Origin of the sequence: Streptococcus sp. CL9.43, from assembly GCF_049737935.1 — a bacterium.
In the GTDB taxonomy this organism is placed as follows: domain Bacteria; phylum Bacillota; class Bacilli; order Lactobacillales; family Streptococcaceae; genus Streptococcus; species Streptococcus infantis_I.
Genome location: NZ_JBKOTS010000003.1, coordinates 40,718 through 58,246, shown reverse-complemented (window position 1 = coordinate 58,246; position 17,529 = coordinate 40,718). Strand labels below are relative to the sequence as shown.

20 protein-coding genes and 1 pseudogene are annotated in these 17,529 nt (G+C 37.7%); 18 read left to right on the top strand and 3 right to left on the bottom strand.

The window, feature by feature from the left end:
* The first annotated feature begins 9 nt into the window (after nucleotides 1-9).
* The 13 genes and pseudogenes from ACLNCS_RS05605 (at nucleotide 10) to ACLNCS_RS05545 (ending at nucleotide 9,958) form a co-directional block, all read left to right on the top strand.
* Nucleotides 10-1,053, top strand: coding sequence for a D-alanine--D-alanine ligase (locus ACLNCS_RS05605; RefSeq protein WP_424847706.1), 1,044 nt, complete (start codon nucleotides 10-12; stop codon nucleotides 1,051-1,053).
* Between the two features lie 53 nt (nucleotides 1,054-1,106).
* A complete protein-coding gene (locus ACLNCS_RS05600; protein WP_424847704.1) occupies nucleotides 1,107-2,480 on the top strand; it encodes a UDP-N-acetylmuramoyl-tripeptide--D-alanyl-D-alanine ligase in 1,374 nt (457 codons plus the stop codon).
* A complete protein-coding gene (locus ACLNCS_RS05595; RefSeq protein WP_424847702.1) occupies nucleotides 2,467-3,078 on the top strand; it encodes an NUDIX hydrolase in 612 nt (203 codons plus the stop codon). Before ACLNCS_RS05600 ends, ACLNCS_RS05595 begins: the two co-directional genes overlap by 14 nt.
* A 122-nt stretch (nucleotides 3,079-3,200) precedes the next feature.
* Nucleotides 3,201-3,908, top strand: coding sequence for a YwaF family protein (locus ACLNCS_RS05590; protein ID WP_070460365.1), 708 nt, complete (start codon nucleotides 3,201-3,203; stop codon nucleotides 3,906-3,908).
* Nucleotides 3,909-4,066: 158 nt separating this feature from the next.
* Complete coding sequence (rplM, locus tag ACLNCS_RS05585; RefSeq protein WP_219575130.1) at nucleotides 4,067-4,513, top strand: 50S ribosomal protein L13; 447 nt, start codon at nucleotides 4,067-4,069, stop codon at nucleotides 4,511-4,513.
* Between the two features lie 18 nt (nucleotides 4,514-4,531).
* Nucleotides 4,532-4,924, top strand: coding sequence for a 30S ribosomal protein S9 (gene rpsI / locus ACLNCS_RS05580; RefSeq protein WP_061852918.1), 393 nt, complete (start codon nucleotides 4,532-4,534; stop codon nucleotides 4,922-4,924).
* 123 nt (nucleotides 4,925-5,047) lie between these two features.
* A pseudogene (locus ACLNCS_RS05575) lies at nucleotides 5,048-5,638 on the top strand (IS256 family transposase); the annotation flags it as partial.
* A 180-nt stretch (nucleotides 5,639-5,818) separates the two neighbouring features.
* Nucleotides 5,819-6,097: a DUF6110 family protein gene (locus ACLNCS_RS05570; protein ID WP_002893755.1), complete on the top strand. Its 279-nt coding sequence runs from the start codon at nucleotides 5,819-5,821 to the stop codon at nucleotides 6,095-6,097.
* 1 nt (nucleotide 6,098) lies between these two features.
* Nucleotides 6,099-8,162, top strand: coding sequence for a heavy metal translocating P-type ATPase (locus tag ACLNCS_RS05565; RefSeq protein ID WP_002893754.1), 2,064 nt, complete (start codon nucleotides 6,099-6,101; stop codon nucleotides 8,160-8,162).
* A 299-nt stretch (nucleotides 8,163-8,461) separates the two neighbouring features.
* On the top strand, nucleotides 8,462-9,076 hold the full coding sequence (locus tag ACLNCS_RS05560) for a CadD family cadmium resistance transporter (RefSeq protein ID WP_002911684.1): 615 nt from the start codon (nucleotides 8,462-8,464) through the stop codon (nucleotides 9,074-9,076).
* Between the two features lie 11 nt (nucleotides 9,077-9,087).
* Nucleotides 9,088-9,426: a Cd(II)/Zn(II)-sensing metalloregulatory transcriptional regulator CadX gene (cadX, locus tag ACLNCS_RS05555; RefSeq protein WP_000711078.1), complete on the top strand. Its 339-nt coding sequence runs from the start codon at nucleotides 9,088-9,090 to the stop codon at nucleotides 9,424-9,426.
* Between the two features lie 43 nt (nucleotides 9,427-9,469).
* Nucleotides 9,470-9,604: a hypothetical protein gene (locus ACLNCS_RS05550; RefSeq protein WP_023024363.1), complete on the top strand. Its 135-nt coding sequence runs from the start codon at nucleotides 9,470-9,472 to the stop codon at nucleotides 9,602-9,604.
* 69 nt (nucleotides 9,605-9,673) lie between these two features.
* Nucleotides 9,674-9,958, top strand: a complete 285-nt coding sequence (locus tag ACLNCS_RS05545) for a hypothetical protein (protein WP_014334291.1) — start codon at nucleotides 9,674-9,676, stop codon at nucleotides 9,956-9,958.
* A gap of 619 nt (nucleotides 9,959-10,577) precedes the next feature.
* Here ACLNCS_RS05545 and ACLNCS_RS05540 read toward each other — a convergent pair.
* Together ACLNCS_RS05540 and ACLNCS_RS05535 are read right to left on the bottom strand one after the other, a co-directional pair.
* Complete coding sequence (locus ACLNCS_RS05540) at nucleotides 10,578-11,456, bottom strand: LysR family transcriptional regulator (protein WP_424847680.1); 879 nt, start codon at nucleotides 11,454-11,456, stop codon at nucleotides 10,578-10,580.
* Nucleotides 11,457-11,580: 124 nt separating this feature from the next.
* Nucleotides 11,581-11,931 carry a helix-turn-helix domain-containing protein gene (locus ACLNCS_RS05535; protein ID WP_424847678.1) on the bottom strand — a complete coding sequence of 117 codons (351 nt, stop codon included), beginning with the start codon at nucleotides 11,929-11,931 and terminating at the stop codon, nucleotides 11,581-11,583.
* 358 nt (nucleotides 11,932-12,289) lie between these two features.
* On the opposite strand from ACLNCS_RS05535, the gene ACLNCS_RS05530 reads away from it, so the two are divergent.
* From ACLNCS_RS05530 to ACLNCS_RS05520, 3 genes are all read left to right on the top strand, one after another.
* Complete coding sequence (locus ACLNCS_RS05530) at nucleotides 12,290-13,915, top strand: malolactic enzyme (RefSeq protein WP_424847676.1); 1,626 nt, start codon at nucleotides 12,290-12,292, stop codon at nucleotides 13,913-13,915.
* A gap of 77 nt (nucleotides 13,916-13,992) precedes the next feature.
* Entirely contained in the window at nucleotides 13,993-14,940 is a 948-nt protein-coding gene (locus ACLNCS_RS05525) for an AEC family transporter (protein WP_414256296.1), read from the top strand.
* 448 nt (nucleotides 14,941-15,388) lie between these two features.
* Nucleotides 15,389-15,886 carry a DUF6287 domain-containing protein gene (locus tag ACLNCS_RS05520; RefSeq protein WP_414256295.1) on the top strand — a complete coding sequence of 166 codons (498 nt, stop codon included), beginning with the start codon at nucleotides 15,389-15,391 and terminating at the stop codon, nucleotides 15,884-15,886.
* Nucleotides 15,887-15,926: 40 nt separating this feature from the next.
* On the opposite strand, the gene ACLNCS_RS05515 is transcribed toward ACLNCS_RS05520, so the two are convergent.
* On the bottom strand, nucleotides 15,927-16,058 hold the full coding sequence (locus tag ACLNCS_RS05515) for a hypothetical protein (RefSeq protein WP_261674156.1): 132 nt from the start codon (nucleotides 16,056-16,058) through the stop codon (nucleotides 15,927-15,929).
* 125 nt (nucleotides 16,059-16,183) lie between these two features.
* Here ACLNCS_RS05515 and ACLNCS_RS05510 point away from each other — a divergent pair, with 125 nt between their 5' ends.
* Both ACLNCS_RS05510 and ACLNCS_RS05505 read left to right on the top strand, forming a co-directional pair.
* Nucleotides 16,184-16,696 carry a GNAT family N-acetyltransferase gene (locus ACLNCS_RS05510; protein ID WP_070678984.1) on the top strand — a complete coding sequence of 171 codons (513 nt, stop codon included), beginning with the start codon at nucleotides 16,184-16,186 and terminating at the stop codon, nucleotides 16,694-16,696.
* A gap of 143 nt (nucleotides 16,697-16,839) precedes the next feature.
* Nucleotides 16,840-17,526, top strand: a complete 687-nt coding sequence (locus tag ACLNCS_RS05505; protein WP_424847673.1) for an XRE family transcriptional regulator — start codon at nucleotides 16,840-16,842, stop codon at nucleotides 17,524-17,526.
* The last annotated feature ends 3 nt before the right edge of the window (nucleotides 17,527-17,529 follow it).

The following is a 17,529-nucleotide window of genomic DNA, read 5'->3' as shown; positions in this document are numbered from 1 at the left end:
GACAATCATATGAAACAAACAATTATTCTATTATATGGTGGACGCAGTGCAGAGCGTGAAGTGTCTGTGTTGTCAGCTGAGAGTGTCATGCGTGCGGTTAACTATGACCATTTTGCAGTCAAAACTTTCTTTATCAGCCAGTCTGGTGATTTCATCAAAACCCAAGAATTTACCCAAACTCCTGGCCAAGATGAACGTCTCATGACCAATGAAACGATTGATTGGGACAAGAAAATTGCTCCAAGTGCCATCTACGAAGAAAGCGCAGTTGTTTTTCCAGTTCTTCATGGACCTATGGGAGAAGACGGTTCCGTTCAAGGTTTCCTAGAAGTCTTGAAAATGCCTTATGTCGGTTGCAACATCTTGTCTTCAAGCCTTGCTATGGACAAAATCACGACTAAACGTGTCTTGGAATCTGCTGGGATTGCCCAAGTCCCTTATGTAGCCATCGTTGAAGGGGATGACTTGGCTTCTAAGATTGCAGAAGTTGAAGAAAAATTAAGGTATCCAGTCTTTACTAAACCATCCAATATGGGTTCTAGTGTTGGTATTTCTAAGTCTGAAAATAAAGAGGAACTCCATCAAGCTCTCGAACTCGCCTTTAAATATGATAGTCGTGTCTTGGTAGAGCAAGGCGTCAATGCGCGTGAAATCGAAGTTGGACTTTTAGGAAACTATGATGTCAAGAGCACTATACCTGGTGAAGTTGTCAAGGACGTAGCCTTCTATGACTACGAAGCAAAATACATTGATAACAAGATTACGATGGATATTCCAGCCAAGATCAGTGATAATGTAGTAGCAGTCATGCGTAGAAATGCAGAAGCTGCCTTCCGTGCTATTGGCGGGCTTGGTCTCTCACGTTGTGATTTCTTCTATACAGATAAGGGAGAAGTTTTCCTAAATGAGCTCAATACCATGCCAGGATTTACCCAGTGGTCTATGTATCCATTGCTCTGGGACAATATGGGGATTAGCTATCCAGAACTAATCGAGCGTTTGGTGGAGCTTGCTAAAGAAAGCTTTAACAAGCGTGAAGCGCATCTATTATAAAGATAGCTATAAGGGCGGGGCAAAACTCCCTGCCCCTTTTTAAAGGAGTAAACATGAAACTTACGATTCACGAAGTTGCGCGTGTTGTCGGTGCAAAAAATGATGTGACAAGCTATGCGGACAGTCCACTAGTTAAGGCAGAGTTTGATAGTCGTTTGATTGGACCTGGTGATTTATTTGTGCCACTCAAGGGGGCGCGTGATGGTCATGACTTTATCGAGACGGCTTTTGAAAACGGCGCTACTGTAACCCTGTCAGAGAAGGAAGTAGCAGGTCATCCTTACATTTTAGTAGAGGATGTTTTGACAGCCTTTCAAGCTCTTGCAGCTTATTACCTTCAAAAGACAGGAGTAGATGTCTTTGCTGTTACAGGTTCAAATGGGAAGACAACGACCAAAGATATGTTGGCTCATTTACTTTCTACAAGCTACAAAACCTACAAAACGCAAGGAAATTACAATAACGAGATTGGACTGCCGTATACAGTTCTCCATATGCCGGATGATACTGAGAAGTTAGTCTTGGAAATGGGACAGGATCACTTGGGAGATATTCATCTTTTATCTGAACTGGCTCATCCGAAAACAGCTATTGTGACTCTGGTCGGAGAAGCACATTTGGCCTTCTTCAAGGATCGTTCTGAGATTGCCAAAGGTAAATTACAGATTGCTGATGGAATGGAGAACGGTAGCTTGCTCTTGGCGCCAGCTGATCCCATTGTAGAGGATTATCTACCTGCTGACCAAAAGGTAGTTCGTTTTGGTCCGGGTGCAGAACTCGAAATTACAGACTTAATTGAGCGCAAGGATAGCTTGAGTTTTAAGGCTAATTTCTTGGAGAAATCCTTTGATTTACCAGTAACAGGTAAGTACAATGCGACTAATGCTATGATTGCTTCTTATGTTGCCCTGCAAGAAGGAGTGACTGAGGAGCAGATTGCTCAAGCCTTCCAGAATCTAGAATTGACCCGCAATCGTACCGAGTGGAAAAAGGCTGCCAATGGAGCAGACATCTTATCAGATGTTTACAATGCCAACCCAACTGCTATGAAGTTGATTTTAGAAACTTTCTCTGCTATCCCAGCTAATGAAGGTGGCAAGAAAATTGCAGTTCTAGCGGACATGAAAGAACTTGGAGACCAGTCTGTTCAACTCCACAATCAAATGATTTTGAGCATTACACCCGATGCCCTTGATACCGTTATTTTCTACGGTGAAGACATTGCTGAATTGGCTCAATTAGCCAGTCAAATGTTCCCCATCGGCCATGTTTACTACTTCAAGAAAACAGCTGAGGAAGACCAATTTGAAGCCATGGTTAAGCAGGTCAAGGAAAGTCTTGGTGCAAATGACCAAATTCTACTTAAAGGTTCCAACTCTATGAATCTAGCCAAGCTAGTAGAAAGTCTAGAAAATGAGCACAACTGATTTCGCCAAAGCTATGCAGAGAATGTTAGCGATTACCGATACTGGATTGACCTATACAAAGGATCCATTTGATCGTGAACGTTATGAGGATTTACGTCAGATTTTATGGAGTGTTTTGCAGGATCAAACAGAGCTCAATCAAGAGGAATTGACTGCAATTTTAAAACCAACAGGTAGCTATGCAACTCCCTTGATGGATGTGCGGGCTTGGATTGTTCAAGACCAGAAGATTTGTTTGGTTAGGGGACAAGGAGAAGATACTTGGGCATTACCTGGTTGCTTTGGTGAAGTAGGCTATTCGCCTAAGGAAAATATCCGAAAAGAAGTTCAGGAAGAAACAGGCTTTTTTGCAGAAGTAGGCTCTTTATTGGCTATTTTTGATACCAATCGCTTTCAAATGCAGAGTAAGCAGTATGCCAAGTTTGTATTTGATTGTCGACTATTGGATGGGGACTTTCAAGAAAATCAAGAAGTTGCTGAATTAGGATTTTTCGACATTTCGGCTCTCCCTCCCTTATCTGAAAAAAGAATAACCAAGGAACAAATGGAGATTCTATGGCAGGTCTATAAGGGTGAGCGGGAACAATATATCGATTAGAAGCTTTGCTTTATCTTAAGGCCGATAGCTTCTTTTGAACACAAAACTATAAGAAATAAATGTAAGCTAGGCTCTATGGAGATAAGTAAGAGGCCTGCTTATATGAAAATGAGGAAAGTTATATGAATATTTGGGATGCTTTATTTACCACCCATCCGACGGAACCACCCCAATTTGGATTTACTTGGTACGCAAGCACATTTGCCTTACTGTTTTTGACAATTTATCTTGCTTATCGCTATCGTGATAATAAGGTTTGTCAACGATTCTTCCAGATTATACAGGCAATACAGTTAATCTCGCTTTACAGCTGGTATTGGATCAATCAGTTCCCACTGTCAGAAAGCTTGCCTTTTTATCATTGTCGATTAGCCATGTTTGTAGTTCTACTACTGCCAGGTGTTTCAAAAACCAAACAATATTTTGCTTTGCTTGGAACCTTCGGGACGATTGCAGCCTTTGTTTATCCAATACCAGACGCTTACTCTTTCCCACACATCGTTATTTTGTCCTTTATTTTCGGACATCTAGCCCTTCTTGGAAATTCCTTGATTTATCTTTTAAACAACTACGATGCTCGTCTGTTGGATTTCAAAGGTATTCTTATACTGACCTCTTTACTTAATGGTTTGATTTTTATAGTCAATTTATTGACGGGTGGAGATTACGGTTTTATGACAAAACCACCATTGGTGGGAGACCATGGTCTTGTGGTTAATTATATCATTGTCACTCTATTTTTGACTTGTGCTATTTTCCTCTTCTCTAAAGGTTTTCAAGTCATCACTCAGGAGAAGGCAGAAAGAAGATTGAAAATCTGGCAGAAATAAAAAATATTTTCCCAACCGCTTGACTTTTATCTGATAATTTTGATACAATAGTAGGCGGTATTGTTTACCCCATTTGTAAGGCCCCGGAACCTTTCAAATACCCCGCGGACCGGAACATCCGCCCTGTAAACAAAAACGATATTCATATAGGAGAAATCATGAACAAAACTACATTCATGGCTAAACCAGGCCAAGTAGAACGCAAATGGTACGTTGTTGACGCAACTGATGTACCTCTTGGACGCCTTTCAGCAGTTGTTGCTAGCGTACTTCGCGGAAAAAACAAACCAACATTTACACCACACACTGATACAGGTGACTTCGTAATCGTTATCAATGCTGAAAAAGTTAAATTGACTGGTAAAAAAGCAACTGATAAGATCTACTACACTCACTCAAACCACCCAGGTGGATTGAAACAAATCTCTGCTGGTGAACTTCGTTCTAAAAACGCAGTTCGTTTGATCGAGAAATCAGTTAAAGGTATGCTTCCACACAATACTCTTGGATGCGCTCAAGGTATGAAATTGAAAGTATTCGTTGGAGCTGAGCACACTCACGCTGCACAACAACCAGAAGTTCTTGATATTTCAGGACTTATCTAAGGAAAGGAACAATAAAGTATGTCACAAGCACAATATGCAGGTACTGGACGTCGTAAAAACGCTGTTGCACGCGTTCGCCTTGTTCCAGGAACTGGTAAAATCACTGTTAACAAAAAAGATGTTGAAGAGTACATCCCACACGCTGACCTTCGTCTTGTCATCAACCAACCATTTGCAGTTACTTCAACTGTAGGTTCATACGACGTTCTCGTTAACGTTGTAGGTGGTGGATACGCTGGTCAAGCAGGAGCTATCCGTCACGGTATCGCTCGTGCCCTTCTTCAAGTAGACCCAGACTTCCGCGATTCATTGAAACGCGCAGGACTTCTTACACGTGACTCACGTAAAGTTGAGCGTAAGAAACCAGGCTTGAAAAAGGCCCGTAAAGCATCACAATTTAGTAAACGTTAATTCGTTACTGGACAGCAGAATACAAACGAAAACACTTTGCATCTTGCAAGGTGTTTTTTTCTATGAGAACTGGCGGTGCGCAATTAGGATAGCTCTAGCGACTTTAGTCGCATAGAGATATGCTATGCACAGTTGCCTCAAGAAAACAATGCTTCTTGGTCCACCCTGTTAGACAAGCTTCAAAACCAAGGAATCCAACAGATTTCTCTTGTAGTTACAGATGGCTTTAAGGGGCTTGAGCAGATTATCAGTCAGGCTCACCCATTAGCTAAACAACAATGTTGCTTAATTCATATTAGTCGAAATCTAGCTAGTAAAGTGAAACGAGCAGATAGAGCGGTTATTCTGGGGCAATTTATAATGATTTATCGTGCTGAAAATTTAGAAATGGCAGGACAAGCTTTAGAGGACTTTCTCGCCGAATGGAAACCAAAGTATAGGAAAGTCATGGAAAGTCTGGAGAAGACGGATAATCTTTTAACTTTTTATCAGTTTCCCTACCAGATTTGGCACAGCATGTATTCGACAAACCTCATTGAGTCTCTTAACAAAGAAATCAAACATCAAACGAAAAAGAAGGTTCTTTTTCCTAATGAGGAGGCTCTGGAACGTTACTTAGTTACGTTGTTTGAAGATTATAATTTCAAGCAAAGTCAACGAATCCATAAAGGGTTTGGTCAATGTTCTGATACACTTGAAAGCTTATTTAATTAACACTCCGTAACTCTACTTAAGTGTTTACACATAATTATTTACAGTATCAAAAAATAAAGTATATTGTTTTCATCATAATATAATTAAATATCAGTATAGAGAATTTTATCTATATATCAGATATCAGCAATTGCTTTTGCTGTCATTTTTCGCTACAATAGTTACAAGGAGGAAATAAACATGTTAAAAGAAGTATTAAACGTCGCAAAAGTTGCGAAAAAATCATCTCTCTTCTTAGGAGGGGTAGCATTTGGGACGCTTGGCTTGAAAGTCTTAGCAAGTAAAGAAGCTAAGAAAGGCTATTCTAAGGCCTTGGCTAAAGCTTACAAATTGAAAGATGGACTGGATGCATCTGTTTCTGTTGTAAAACAACACGGTGATGATGTTTTACAAGACGCTAAATATTTATACGAACAGGAAAAGAAAGAAGAACAATTAGATAGCCTGACAGGTGAATAATATGTCTTTTAAAGTGCTACACAGAGGATATCAACATATCCGATTATCGTCCTCGTTTTCACTGACCTTGGATATTCAAGATTATCTTCGTTCCTTGGCTAAAGATGAAAAAGGGATCGACTCTATTCAGTTTTATATGGATCAGCAGCACTTTACTCTACGTATGAAAGAAGGCTTCTCTGTATTAGAAAATGCAGAGGCCTTTTTAAAAAAAATTGACAAGGGGAAAGTTTCGGACTTGATGACTCTTCCCATTCGTAGAGAAGAGAGTGCTTATTCAATTGTATCGGGTGCAGCGATTAAGCGTTTGCTGTTTCGAAGTTTTGTACCCTACCCTATTCGTTATATTTGGACTTGTTATCAGGCTTTGGGTTATGTCAAAGAAGCCTATCAAACTTTAGCGCGCAAGGAACTAACCATGGAGGTCTTGGACTGTTCGGCCATTTTGTTGTCCTTGTTTATGAACCAATCCAAGACAGCTAGCAACATCATGTTTATGCTTGATTTGGGTAATCATCTGGATCAGTGGTCTTTAAAAAAAACAGCAACAGATTTGGAACAAAGCCTTCTTGCTAAAGAAAGTGATGTTTTCTTAGTGCGGGGAGACATGGTCATCAGCATCAAGAGTTCTGATGTTCAAGTAGGTGATGTATTAGTTGTCTCCCAAGGGAATGAAATCTTGTTTGACGGCCAAGTGGTTTCAGGATTAGGCATGGTCAATGAGAGTTCCTTGACTGGAGAGAGCTTCCCTGTTGAAAAGAAAGAGGGAGATTCTGTATGTGCGAATACTGTTTTGGAAACAGGAGAGTTAAGAATTCGTGTGACTGATAATCAGATAAACAGTCGTATTTTGCAACTCATCAATCTGATGAAAAAATCTGAAGAGAGTAAGAAGACAAAACAACGTCATTTTATTAGGATGGCAGACAAGGTTGTAAAATATAACTTCTTAGGTGCTGGTTTGACTTATCTGTTAACAGGTTCGTTTTCAAAAGCCATTTCCTTTTTATTGGTGGATTTTTCATGTGCTCTAAAAATATCCACACCTGTAGCCTACCTTACGGCCATAAAGGAAGGTCTAAATCGAGAAATGGTTATTAAAGATGGTGATGTATTAGAAAAATATCTGGAAGTGGATACTTTCTTGTTTGATAAAACGGGTACCATCACGACGAGTTATCCTTTGGTTGAAAAGGTTCTTCCTTTCGGAGATTATACTGAGAAAGATATTTTAAGAATAAGTGCATGTTTGGAGGAACATATCTATCATCCTATTGCCAATGCAATTGTTAAACAAGCTGAAATTGAAGGCATTGAACACGAAGAAATGCATGGCAAGCTTCAGTATGTTGCAAGCAAAGGGATTAAATCGCAAATTGATGGTCAATCGGTTGTCATTGGAAATTATGTACTAATGCAAGACGAACAGGTAAGAATTAGTTCTGAGCAGCTGGCCTTGATTGAGCAATATAAGACTCATTACAATTTATTGTTTTTGGCTTATAAGAAAGAATTAATTGGGATGTTTTGTATCCACACTCCCTTGAGAAGCGAGGCGAAAGTTGCATTGAAAAAGCTAAAGCGCCAAGGGAAAAAACTGATTCTGGCAACTGGTGATACGTTGGCTAGAACAGAAGAGTTGGTTAAAGATCTGCCATTTGACAACGTTTATACTGATTTAAAACCAGATGGTAAGTTTCAGTTGGTTCAGGAATTACAGAAAGCTGGCCGAACTATTTTGATGGTTGGAGACGGGTTAAACGACTCTGCTGCCTTGACGCTTGCAGATATTGGGGTTGTGATGAATGAAAGTGCTGATATTTCTAAGCAGATGAGTGATATTTTATTATTAGATAATCGTTTAGATTTCTTCGAGGAATTGAATTCTTTATCTGAATCGTTGCAGAAATTAATTCAAAGAAATATTCAAGAAACAGTTGTAATAAATGGAAGTTTAATTGGATTTGGGTTGTTAAATTGGTTAAGCCCATCTAATCTTTCGATATTGCACAATCTGACTACTTTAAGAATCGTCCTTCGTAGTCTTTCTATTAAAAGTAGGTAAGAGACCGAGAAGCTGAGGTTATAAAAACTAAAAGGAGTTGTCTCATTTGAGAATAACGGCTCTTTGTCAACTGTAGTGGGTTGATGGAAAATTATACCCTGGAGAGGACCAAATTGGTTCTCTCCTTTTAAATATTGAAAAAACCATTGGCAGTGGACATACTTTAAGACTATATATTTCTGAAACTAGTTTCACAATACAAATATTGACATGCAATTATTAATTGGTGGATTTTAAGTTGACATCTACAAAGTTTAATGTTAGAATACATTCAAAAATATATTTGAATAAGGTGTTTTATGATTCAAAATATTGTTACTTCAATAATCCTGTATTCTGGGACAGCCGTAGACTTACTTATTATCCTAATGTTATTTTTTGCCAAAAGAAAAAGCAGAAAGGACATCATTAACATCTATTTAGGACAATTTCTAGGCTCTGTTAGTCTAATATTCCTAAGTTTGCTTTTTGCATTTGTCTTAAATTATATTCCTAGTAAAGAGATTTTAGGTTTACTCGGTTTGATTCCAATTTTCCTAGGCCTCAAAGTTTTGCTTTTAGGAGATTCTGATGGAGAAGCTATTGCAAAAGATGGTTTGCGAAAAGACAATAAAAACCTGATTTTTCTAGTCGCTATGATTACTTTTGCAAGTTGTGGCGCTGACAATATTGGTGTCTTTGTCCCATATTTTACCACCTTAAATTTAGCGAATTTGATAGTGACTTTACTTACTTTTCTAGTCATGATTTATCTCTTGGTTTTTTCTGCCCAAAAATTAGCACAAGTCCCTTCTGTTGGAGAAACTTTGGAAAAATATAGCAGATGGTTTATTGCCGTTGTCTATTTAGGATTGGGGATGTATATCCTGATTGAAAACAACAGCTTTGACATGCTATGGGCTGTGTTAGGCTAGGAGAAAAAATTATGAAAAAAGATAGTATCTGTCAAGTGGATGTTATAAATCAACAAAATGTTACAACCGCAACGAACTACCTTGAAAAGGAAAAAGTCCAAAAATCACTTCGCATTTTATCAAAATTTACCGATAATAAACAGATAAATATCATCTTTTATCTCCTTGCCGTCGAAGAACTCTGTGTCTGCGATATAGCCTGTTTATTAAATCTCAGTATGGCATCTGCCTCCCACCATCTTCGTAAACTAGCCAATCAAAACATCTTGGACACTAGAAGAGAGGGGAAAATTATATATTATTTTATAAAAGATGAGGAAATCAGAGATTTTTTTAATCAACTAGGATAACAACTATTTTTACTACTTTTCCATGATTATAGGGAGATTATATATGAAATTTTTTGATGAAAATTACTCACAAGAAATACCTACTCGTATTAAATGTTTAAGAAAAAAGTATAATTTAAAGCAAAGCGACCTAGGTAATGCAGGTCAAGTTAGGCAAATTGAAAAGGGAGAAATTTGAAAGAATTTGTATCTTTTATTTTTTGTTTCATTTATGCCCTATGCTACTGGAATAGTTAGTAGTCATTTCATGAATCATACGGCACAGCTCTTTTATGGACTGATCGTTATTGTTTCAACGGTAGCAAACTGGTTTTTACATAAAGTAATTGATAAACCCAATATAGATCAGAAAGAATTACTTGAAGCTACCGCACAATATAGGAAGTTATTGATACCTGACCTAATAATTAAAGGAGTGGGATTGATTCTATCCTTAATTCTCTATCCTCCGATTATGATGTATAGTGTTTTAATTGCGGCATTTTACATCATAACTTTAAAAACACTATCCGAAAAAAGAGTGAATAACTAAAAAACGGTGACCAAAGTTAGGTGTATTATTTTAATGCTTAGAGACCTAAACTATTCCCCTATTTATAATCTATTGATTCATATTTTATGAAATTAATCAGTAGATATCGTTCTGAAAAGCCTTGATAATACGCTGTTTTTAGTCCAACTGAAACCCATACTTTCCAAACCAGGTCTTAAGAAAGATCGTAAAGCTAGCCAGTTCTCTAAACGTTAATTCGTTGCTGGACAGCAGAATACAAACGAAAACACTTTGCATATTGCAAGGTGTTTTTTTTATGAGAATTGGTGGTGCTCAATTAGGATAGCTCTAGCGACTTTAGTCGCATAGAGATATGCTATGCACAGTTGCCCCAAGAAAACAAGCGAAGCGATGTTTGATTGGATGGCAACCACTGCACTCAAAACGTTCTTCGAAAGAATTACTATACTTACAAAGAGCACCTTTCGGGGTGTTCTTTTTTATTGATATCTTGTAGATTTATAATTAGAAATCTCCTTGAAGGGTATCGGGTAAATGAAAAATTCGGCGATTATATCCTATTTCTTCGTGCTTTAGTCTAATACCTATAATGTAAAAAAACTCTAGCTATCAGGTAGTTGATAGTTAGAGTTTTTTTCTATTCATATGATTTAATGAGATTAAATAAGGCTTCTACTTCTGATGACAGTGTAGCTGATTTGAGATAAGCATAATAAACTGTAAATGTTATCTGGTCCTCCGGTATTAGAGGGATTTTTATTAAGTCATCATCTTCATCAGAAAGTGCGATATCAGCCAGTAAACTAAGGCCAATCCCTTTCTTTAAAAGTTCTTTAATGATGACAATGTCGTCACTCTTGAAGAATATTTCTGCCTTGTTTTGATGCTTTTGATTAAGCAGTTCAAAAGCTTTCAGGTGAACAAAGTGTTCGTCTAAAAGTATAAAGGATTGATCTACTAAATCTTCAAAAGTGAGGGAAGGAGCAGCAGCAAGAGGATGGTTCTTTGATAAAACGACATACAGTTCTTTATGAAAGAGTTCATGTGTCTCTATTGAAGGATGATTGAGTGGTTCAATCAAGCCGAGTAGGCTTGCATCAAGGTCTCCCTTGAGGAGAAGATTTAATAACTCTACGGAGCCACCGCGGATAGGGCGTACTTTTTTTAAAAAATCGAATTTATCTTTTTCGTTTAAGGCAGCAAAGAGATACTGAATGATAATAGGAGGGAATCCTACAGTAGAGTATTGTGCCAAGGAGCGATTAATTTCTTTGCGAGTAGAAATAACCTCAGATAAGATCTTTTCTGTATGCTTTAGAAGGATTTGACCTTGAGGAGTTAATTTAAAGGAACGATGTGAAGGATCATGGTGAATCAATTTGCAATTAAAAGATTCCTCTAAGCGCTTGATGGCATAAGAAATAGATGGTTGGCTGACTTTATGTAGTTTTGCTACTTCCGTATAGGATTGAAGCTGGCAGAGGTCATAAAAATATTGTAGATCTTTTAAATTCATATGGGCTCACTTTCATTAATTGGAGAAACATAAGTGGAAATCACCAGATAAATAAATTTTATCCGTATCCTACAATTTGACTATACGAGTATTCGCTGGTTAAAATGTAAGTGAGTCAGGAATCTCAAAGATTATCTAAGATACTTTCAAAAATGACCAACATCTTTTCTCGTTTATCAATAGGAAGCTGTTTAATCTTCATGTTGATTCTTTTGAGTGAAAGATTGTCGGTCTTATCAGAGGTTGATTCAAGGCTATCAAAATTGAAAAATTCCTCTGGGGTCATCTCTAGGGCGACAATCACTTTTTCAAGACTGTGAATGGTCAGATTCACATTTTGGTTTTCAAGTTGATTGATATACTTAAGCCCGAGCCCCGCTTGTTCCGAAAGTTCTTCATGGCTCATTTTTTTCTGTGTTCGAAAATATTTCACTTTTTTGGAAATATATTGTTGTAAATAGTTTTTATTCGTCATATAAATAGAATACAAGTTTTGCATGACAAAAAAACATCTTAAAAAATACAAAGTATTGTATAACGAACTTATATAATATTTATTTTAATTCGGATTGCCAATTTGTATGATTAGTTTCTTTTACTCGAAACTTTTAGTAAAGAGTGATCATCGAGAGTTTTATGAGTTCAGAACTTTATAAAATATAACAACCTAAAGTGCCATTAACAATAGTGTTTTAAGTATAAAGAGCTTATTAGAAAATTGTCTTCGTAGACTCATTATAACATATGCGTACATGATTGTATTTTTTAGACAACAAAGTTTTCCAAACAATTCATTTTAAGTGTTATAATAGAAGTAAAAAGGAGGTTGCACTATGACTGCACATGATATTTTAAACAACCCTTTCCTCAATAAAGGTACTGCCTTTACCTTAGAGGAGCGAAAGGAACTAGGTCTTATTGGTTTACTGCCACCGTATGTTCAAACGATTGAAGAGCAAGCGGCGCAAACTTATGCACAAATGCAAACAAAAGCCAATGATTTGGAAAAGCGTCTTTTCCTAATGGAAATTTTTAACACCAACCGAACTCTTTTCTATTACCTCTTTTCTCAACATTTGGAGGAATTTAATCCAATTGTATACGATCCAACCATTGCAGATACCATTGAAGGCTATAGTGACCTCTTTGTAGATCCCCAATATGCGGGATATCTTGATATCAATCATCCTGAAAATATTGAAGCCACTTTGAAAAATGCTGCTGGGGATCGCGAGATTCGTCTCATTGTTGTAACAGATGCAGAAGGAATCCTTGGAATCGGTGACTGGGGAACAAATGGTGTCGATATTTCTGTTGGGAAATTGATGGTCTATACGGGTGCTGCTGGAATCGATCCTTCGATGGTCCTTCCTTTAGTTATTGATGCAGGGACTAACCGTGAAGAACTTCGTAACAATCCTAATTACTTAGGGAATCGTCACGAACGGGTTCGCGGTAATTGTTACTACGACTTTATTGACCAATTTGTTCAAACAGCAGAACGTCTCTTTCCTAAACTCTACCTTCACTGGGAAGACTTCGGCCGCTTGAATGCTGCCAATATTCTTGAAAAATATCGGAAACAAATTCCAACTTTTAATGATGATATTCAAGGTACAGGAATTGTTACCTTAGGTGGTATCTTTGGTTCACTGGATATTAGTGGTGAAAAATTAACAGCTCAAGTTTATCTCTGCTATGGTGGTGGTACTGCGGGTGCAGGAATTGCCTCTCGTGTTCTTCGTGAAATGGTGAGTGAAGGTCTTTCTGAAGAAGAAGCCTATAAACGTTTCTTTATGGTTGATAAACAAGGTCTTCTCTTTGATGACATGGATGACTTGACACCAGAGCAAAAACCGTTTGCTAAGAAACGTGCTGACTTTAGTAACGCAGACAAGTTGACTGACCTGCTTGAAGTAGTGAAGACTGTGAAGCCAACCATTCTTGTAGGAACTTCAACTCAACCTAATACCTTCACTAAAGAAATAGTAGAGGCTATGTGTGAAAACACAGAACGTCCGATGATTTTCCCTTTGTCAAATCCAACCAAACTAGCAGAAGCTAGTGCCAAAGATTTGATTGAATGGTCAGATGGCAAAGCTTTTGTCGCAACAGGAATTCCTGCTGATACAGTTTCTTATAAAGGTGTCGACTATGTGATTGGTCAAGCCAATAATGCCTTGATTTACCCAGGTCTTGGTCTAGGTATGCTGGCTTCTGAAGCAAGTCTTTTGACTGATGAAATGATTGGAGCAGCGGCTCATTCATTGAGTGGTATTGTCAATCCAGGCCAACCAGGAGCTCCTGTCTTGCCACCGTTCAAGTATGTAGCAGATGTTTCTATTAAAGTAGCAGAAGCAGTCGCTAAAAAAGCACAAGAGCAAGGTCTTGCGCGTGCTAAGGAAACAGATATGGCTAAAGCAGTTCGTGATTTGAAGTGGTATCCAGAGTATAAATAATTCATTGCTGCTGTCTATCCTTCACTAGCGACAGATTTGTATGGGCTGTGTACTTAAGTAATTTAGAAAGGATACCTATGTCACTCTTTTTAACCTCGATTACGAGTATCATTCCGATTATCGCTATTATTGTTTTGGGGTATATTCTTCAGGTGAAGGGATGGTTTGGAGATGCCTTTGGACCTAACCTATCTCGTTTGATCATGAATGTAGCCTTGCCAGCGTCAATCTTTGTGTCGGTGATGAAATACCTAACACTAGATAAACTAATCAGTCTTTCTGGAGGTCTCCTTTATACATTTGTGGCCTTTATCTTGGGCTATATCGTAGCTTATATTGCAGTTAGGCTTTTCAAGGTTCGTCCAGGACGACGAGGAACCATGATTAATACCTTTGTGAATGCCAACACTATTTTTATTGGTTTACCTTTAAACGTTGCTCTTTTTGGGGATCAGGCTCTTCCATATTTCTTAATTTACTATATCACCAACACGATTTCCACCTGGACATTGGGCGTGTATTTGATGACGAGTGACAGTAAATCGGGTCAAAGCAAGGAGACAAGTAAATTTGACTGGAAGAAATTGCTACCAGCTCCGCTTGTAGGTTTTCTTGTGGCTCTGCTATTTTTGATTCTCCGAATCTCTATTCCAGATTTCGCAACGAATATCTTAACCTATGTTGGAAATATCGTCACTCCCCTATCTCTGATTTATATTGGTATCGTTCTTGCAAAGGCAGGCTTGAATACTATTACTTTTGATAAAGATACAATTGTCACTTTAGTTGGACGCTTTATCCTAGCTCCTCTAATCATGCTTCTCGTATTGAAGTTCTTTGCGCCAAATATGGAGACAGTAGAATTTAAGACCTTTATGATTCAGTCCGCTACACCAGCTTTAGCTGTTCTCCCAATCCTTGCTAATCAGGGAAAAGGAGATGTGGAATTCTCTACGAATGTGGTGACTCTAAGTACGGTTCTATTTATCGTTGTTATTCCAATATTACAAACTTTGTTAGGATAAGAAGGAAGAGGATAGGATTGAAAGTTTTGCGTTAAGAAATTGCACTATCATAGATACATCTATTCCTATTTCTTGAAATCAAAATCGGCAGAAACTCTTCGGACGTTTCCTATCAAGCGCTTTTGAGCTGTCCTAAAAGCCAGACTTTTCAAACCAGGATTGAAAAAAGCTTGTAAAGTATTACAATTTAGTAGACGTTCTTCGAAAGAATGACTATACTTACACAGAGCACCTTTCGGGGTGTTCTTTTTTAAGCCTCAATAAGAGAGTTCACCCCCAAAAATCACACCACTAGTCTTTGTCTTATATAATTTGTTCCTAGTATCAGTTTAGTATGATATAATTAAATACGAATAATATAAAGGAGTTATAAATGAGAATAGGAAAAGGTATCAATTGGATTTTGATTCTGTTAAGTTGCTTAATTGCTATAGTACTGATAAGTTTTATGTTTTTCTTTAATCATAAGAAGCATGATGCAGAAGCAGTAAATACTACAACAGAACAGGTCTCTACTACTAGTACGACAACGACTAGTACAACAACCACTAGTTCAACGACTACTCAAGATAGTGTTACGACTACTGAGGAAAAAATCTCGACACAAGAAGAGCAAACGAATGCTAAATCACAAAAAATAGATGAGCAAGCCATTCTAAATGGAGATTTCTCTACTCTAGTTGGAACGTGGAGAAATGGACTTGGCCAAGAGTTTACATTTGATAAAAATGGATTAGTAAACAGTGGGAACATTGAGAAAGTGAGCATGGGTAACCATGGAACTATTGAATTCAGTGTTAGATCTGGTTTTACAGGGTATGGAATGAGTGTTTACCCTGCTGGACTTATTATAGATGGGTTAGATTCTGACTTAAGTAAAAACAGACTTACTGCTGGTCAAGCTGCTCCAACTAGCTCAGAACAAGTTTTTTATAAAGTAGACTAAATGATTAACCATCTCATCAAATTTGAGGTGGTTTTCTTCTTTATTTGTGAGTTGTGATCATTTTATGAAGGTTAATCAAGTATGCTTCAAAAATAGCTTCCATAGGCGTTCCAGCCTGTTTAGCAAGATGTTGGAATTTATGAGGACCTTGACGGGTATTATTTTTCTTCATAGTATGTTGTGTTATAATGTAGATACGATATGAATAAATTAAGATAGCTCTGTAAATTCTGTAAATATCACTTTGTGTGAACATGAGTACATTTGAATTTATAGAATGATAGGAGGTGGTTTACAATGATAAGTTTAGAGCTGATGTCTGAAGAAAATAGCATAGATGTTTATTCTTTTGAAAAAGAAAATCGGGAGTATTTTGAGCGGAATTTACCTCCTAGACCAGCTACCTATTTTGATTCAGAAGGTTTTAAAGAAATTACAAGGGAATTGTTAAGGGAACAAGAGAATCATGATGTCTACATGCATCTTATTAGAGATGCACAAGGTACTATGGTCGGAAGAATCAATTTAAGTGTCTTAGAGGATGATCGAAAAACAGCAGAACTTGGATATAGGATCGGAGAAAATGTTACTAATTTAGGTTATGCAAGTGAAGCGGTTAAACTCGTTTTAGAAAAGGCCTTTACTACTTATGGTTTACATAAGATTATCGCAGGGACGGCAACGGACAATCTGATCTCTCAGAGAGTGCTTTTAAAAAATGGTTTCACCTTTAGTAGAATCATAGAGAATGACTTTCAAATGCATAACGAGTGGATTCATACGGCAGTATTTGAGATAAGGAATCTATAGCATCATCATTACCAGTCGTTTGCCAAAACTCAACATTTCTAGTAGACATTCGTCTACTTTTTTTATATAATAAAACTAAACCAAAATGATTGAGTTTCGAAAAAACTCAACCTACGATGAAATATCCCACTAGGAGGTAAAACATGTACCAACCAGAAAAACTCAAAGCTCGGAGAAAAGAGTTAAAGCTAACACAGAAAGAAATTGCAGAGCAACTTGGGATTAGTTTTCAGGCTTATTCGGCTTGGGAGCGTGGAGTCAAGGAGCCTTCTAAAGAAAAAGTTAAACAGCTAGAAGAGATTTTAAAAGTACCAAAAGGCTATTTTACCCAAATCGAAATTGTCCGTCTCTATAATAGCCTTTCCAATAAAGGAAAAGAAAAGGTGATAGTCTATGCTCGCAATCTGGCTCAAGAAGAACAAGCCAAGAAGGTGACTGCTATTTCAGAAAAACTCTACGAGTATCATGTCTATGAACGCATGTCAGCTGGGATTGGTGCTTCGGTTTATGATGATCGAAACTTTGATACGGTTTATTTCAATGAAGAACTGGCTCACGATTTTGCTTCCTGGGTGTCTGGAGATTCCATGGAACCCAAATATCAAAATGGTTCAGTAGCTCTGATTCGAGAGACCGGATTTGATTATGAGGGTGCTGTCTATGCAGTGGTCTGCAACAATCAGACCTATATCAAACGGGTCTATCGAGAAGAAGATGGTCTGCGTTTGGTCTCCATCAATCCTAAATATAAGGATATTCACATTTCTTACGAAGAAGATCCGCGGATTGTGGGAATCATCGTAGGTAATTTTGTCCCCATGGAGGGATAGTCT

Coding starts and splice junctions, on each gene's coding strand:
- ACLNCS_RS05595 (WP_424847702.1), top strand. CDS start 2,467: ATGAGCACAACTGATTTCGCCAAAGCTATGCAGAGAATGTTAGCGATT.
- ACLNCS_RS05570 (WP_002893755.1), top strand. CDS start 5,819: ATGTTAAAAGAAGTATTAAACGTCGCAAAAGTTGCGAAAAAATCATCT.
- ACLNCS_RS05600 (WP_424847704.1), top strand. CDS start 1,107: ATGAAACTTACGATTCACGAAGTTGCGCGTGTTGTCGGTGCAAAAAAT.
- ACLNCS_RS05520 (WP_414256295.1), top strand. CDS start 15,389: ATGTTTTTCTTTAATCATAAGAAGCATGATGCAGAAGCAGTAAATACT.
- ACLNCS_RS05545 (WP_014334291.1), top strand. CDS start 9,674: ATGAATCATACGGCACAGCTCTTTTATGGACTGATCGTTATTGTTTCA.
- ACLNCS_RS05560 (WP_002911684.1), top strand. CDS start 8,462: ATGATTCAAAATATTGTTACTTCAATAATCCTGTATTCTGGGACAGCC.
- ACLNCS_RS05550 (WP_023024363.1), top strand. CDS start 9,470: ATGAAATTTTTTGATGAAAATTACTCACAAGAAATACCTACTCGTATT.
- ACLNCS_RS05525 (WP_414256296.1), top strand. CDS start 13,993: ATGTCACTCTTTTTAACCTCGATTACGAGTATCATTCCGATTATCGCT.
- rplM (WP_219575130.1), top strand. CDS start 4,067: ATGAACAAAACTACATTCATGGCTAAACCAGGCCAAGTAGAACGCAAA.
- cadX (WP_000711078.1), top strand. CDS start 9,088: ATGAAAAAAGATAGTATCTGTCAAGTGGATGTTATAAATCAACAAAAT.
- rpsI (WP_061852918.1), top strand. CDS start 4,532: ATGTCACAAGCACAATATGCAGGTACTGGACGTCGTAAAAACGCTGTT.
- ACLNCS_RS05590 (WP_070460365.1), top strand. CDS start 3,201: ATGAATATTTGGGATGCTTTATTTACCACCCATCCGACGGAACCACCC.
- ACLNCS_RS05535 (WP_424847678.1), bottom strand. CDS start 11,931: ATGACGAATAAAAACTATTTACAACAATATATTTCCAAAAAAGTGAAA.
- ACLNCS_RS05605 (WP_424847706.1), top strand. CDS start 10: ATGAAACAAACAATTATTCTATTATATGGTGGACGCAGTGCAGAGCGT.
- ACLNCS_RS05530 (WP_424847676.1), top strand. CDS start 12,290: ATGACTGCACATGATATTTTAAACAACCCTTTCCTCAATAAAGGTACT.
- ACLNCS_RS05540 (WP_424847680.1), bottom strand. CDS start 11,456: ATGAATTTAAAAGATCTACAATATTTTTATGACCTCTGCCAGCTTCAA.
- ACLNCS_RS05515 (WP_261674156.1), bottom strand. CDS start 16,058: ATGAAGAAAAATAATACCCGTCAAGGTCCTCATAAATTCCAACATCTT.
- ACLNCS_RS05565 (WP_002893754.1), top strand. CDS start 6,099: ATGTCTTTTAAAGTGCTACACAGAGGATATCAACATATCCGATTATCG.
- ACLNCS_RS05510 (WP_070678984.1), top strand. CDS start 16,184: ATGATAAGTTTAGAGCTGATGTCTGAAGAAAATAGCATAGATGTTTAT.
- ACLNCS_RS05505 (WP_424847673.1), top strand. CDS start 16,840: ATGTACCAACCAGAAAAACTCAAAGCTCGGAGAAAAGAGTTAAAGCTA.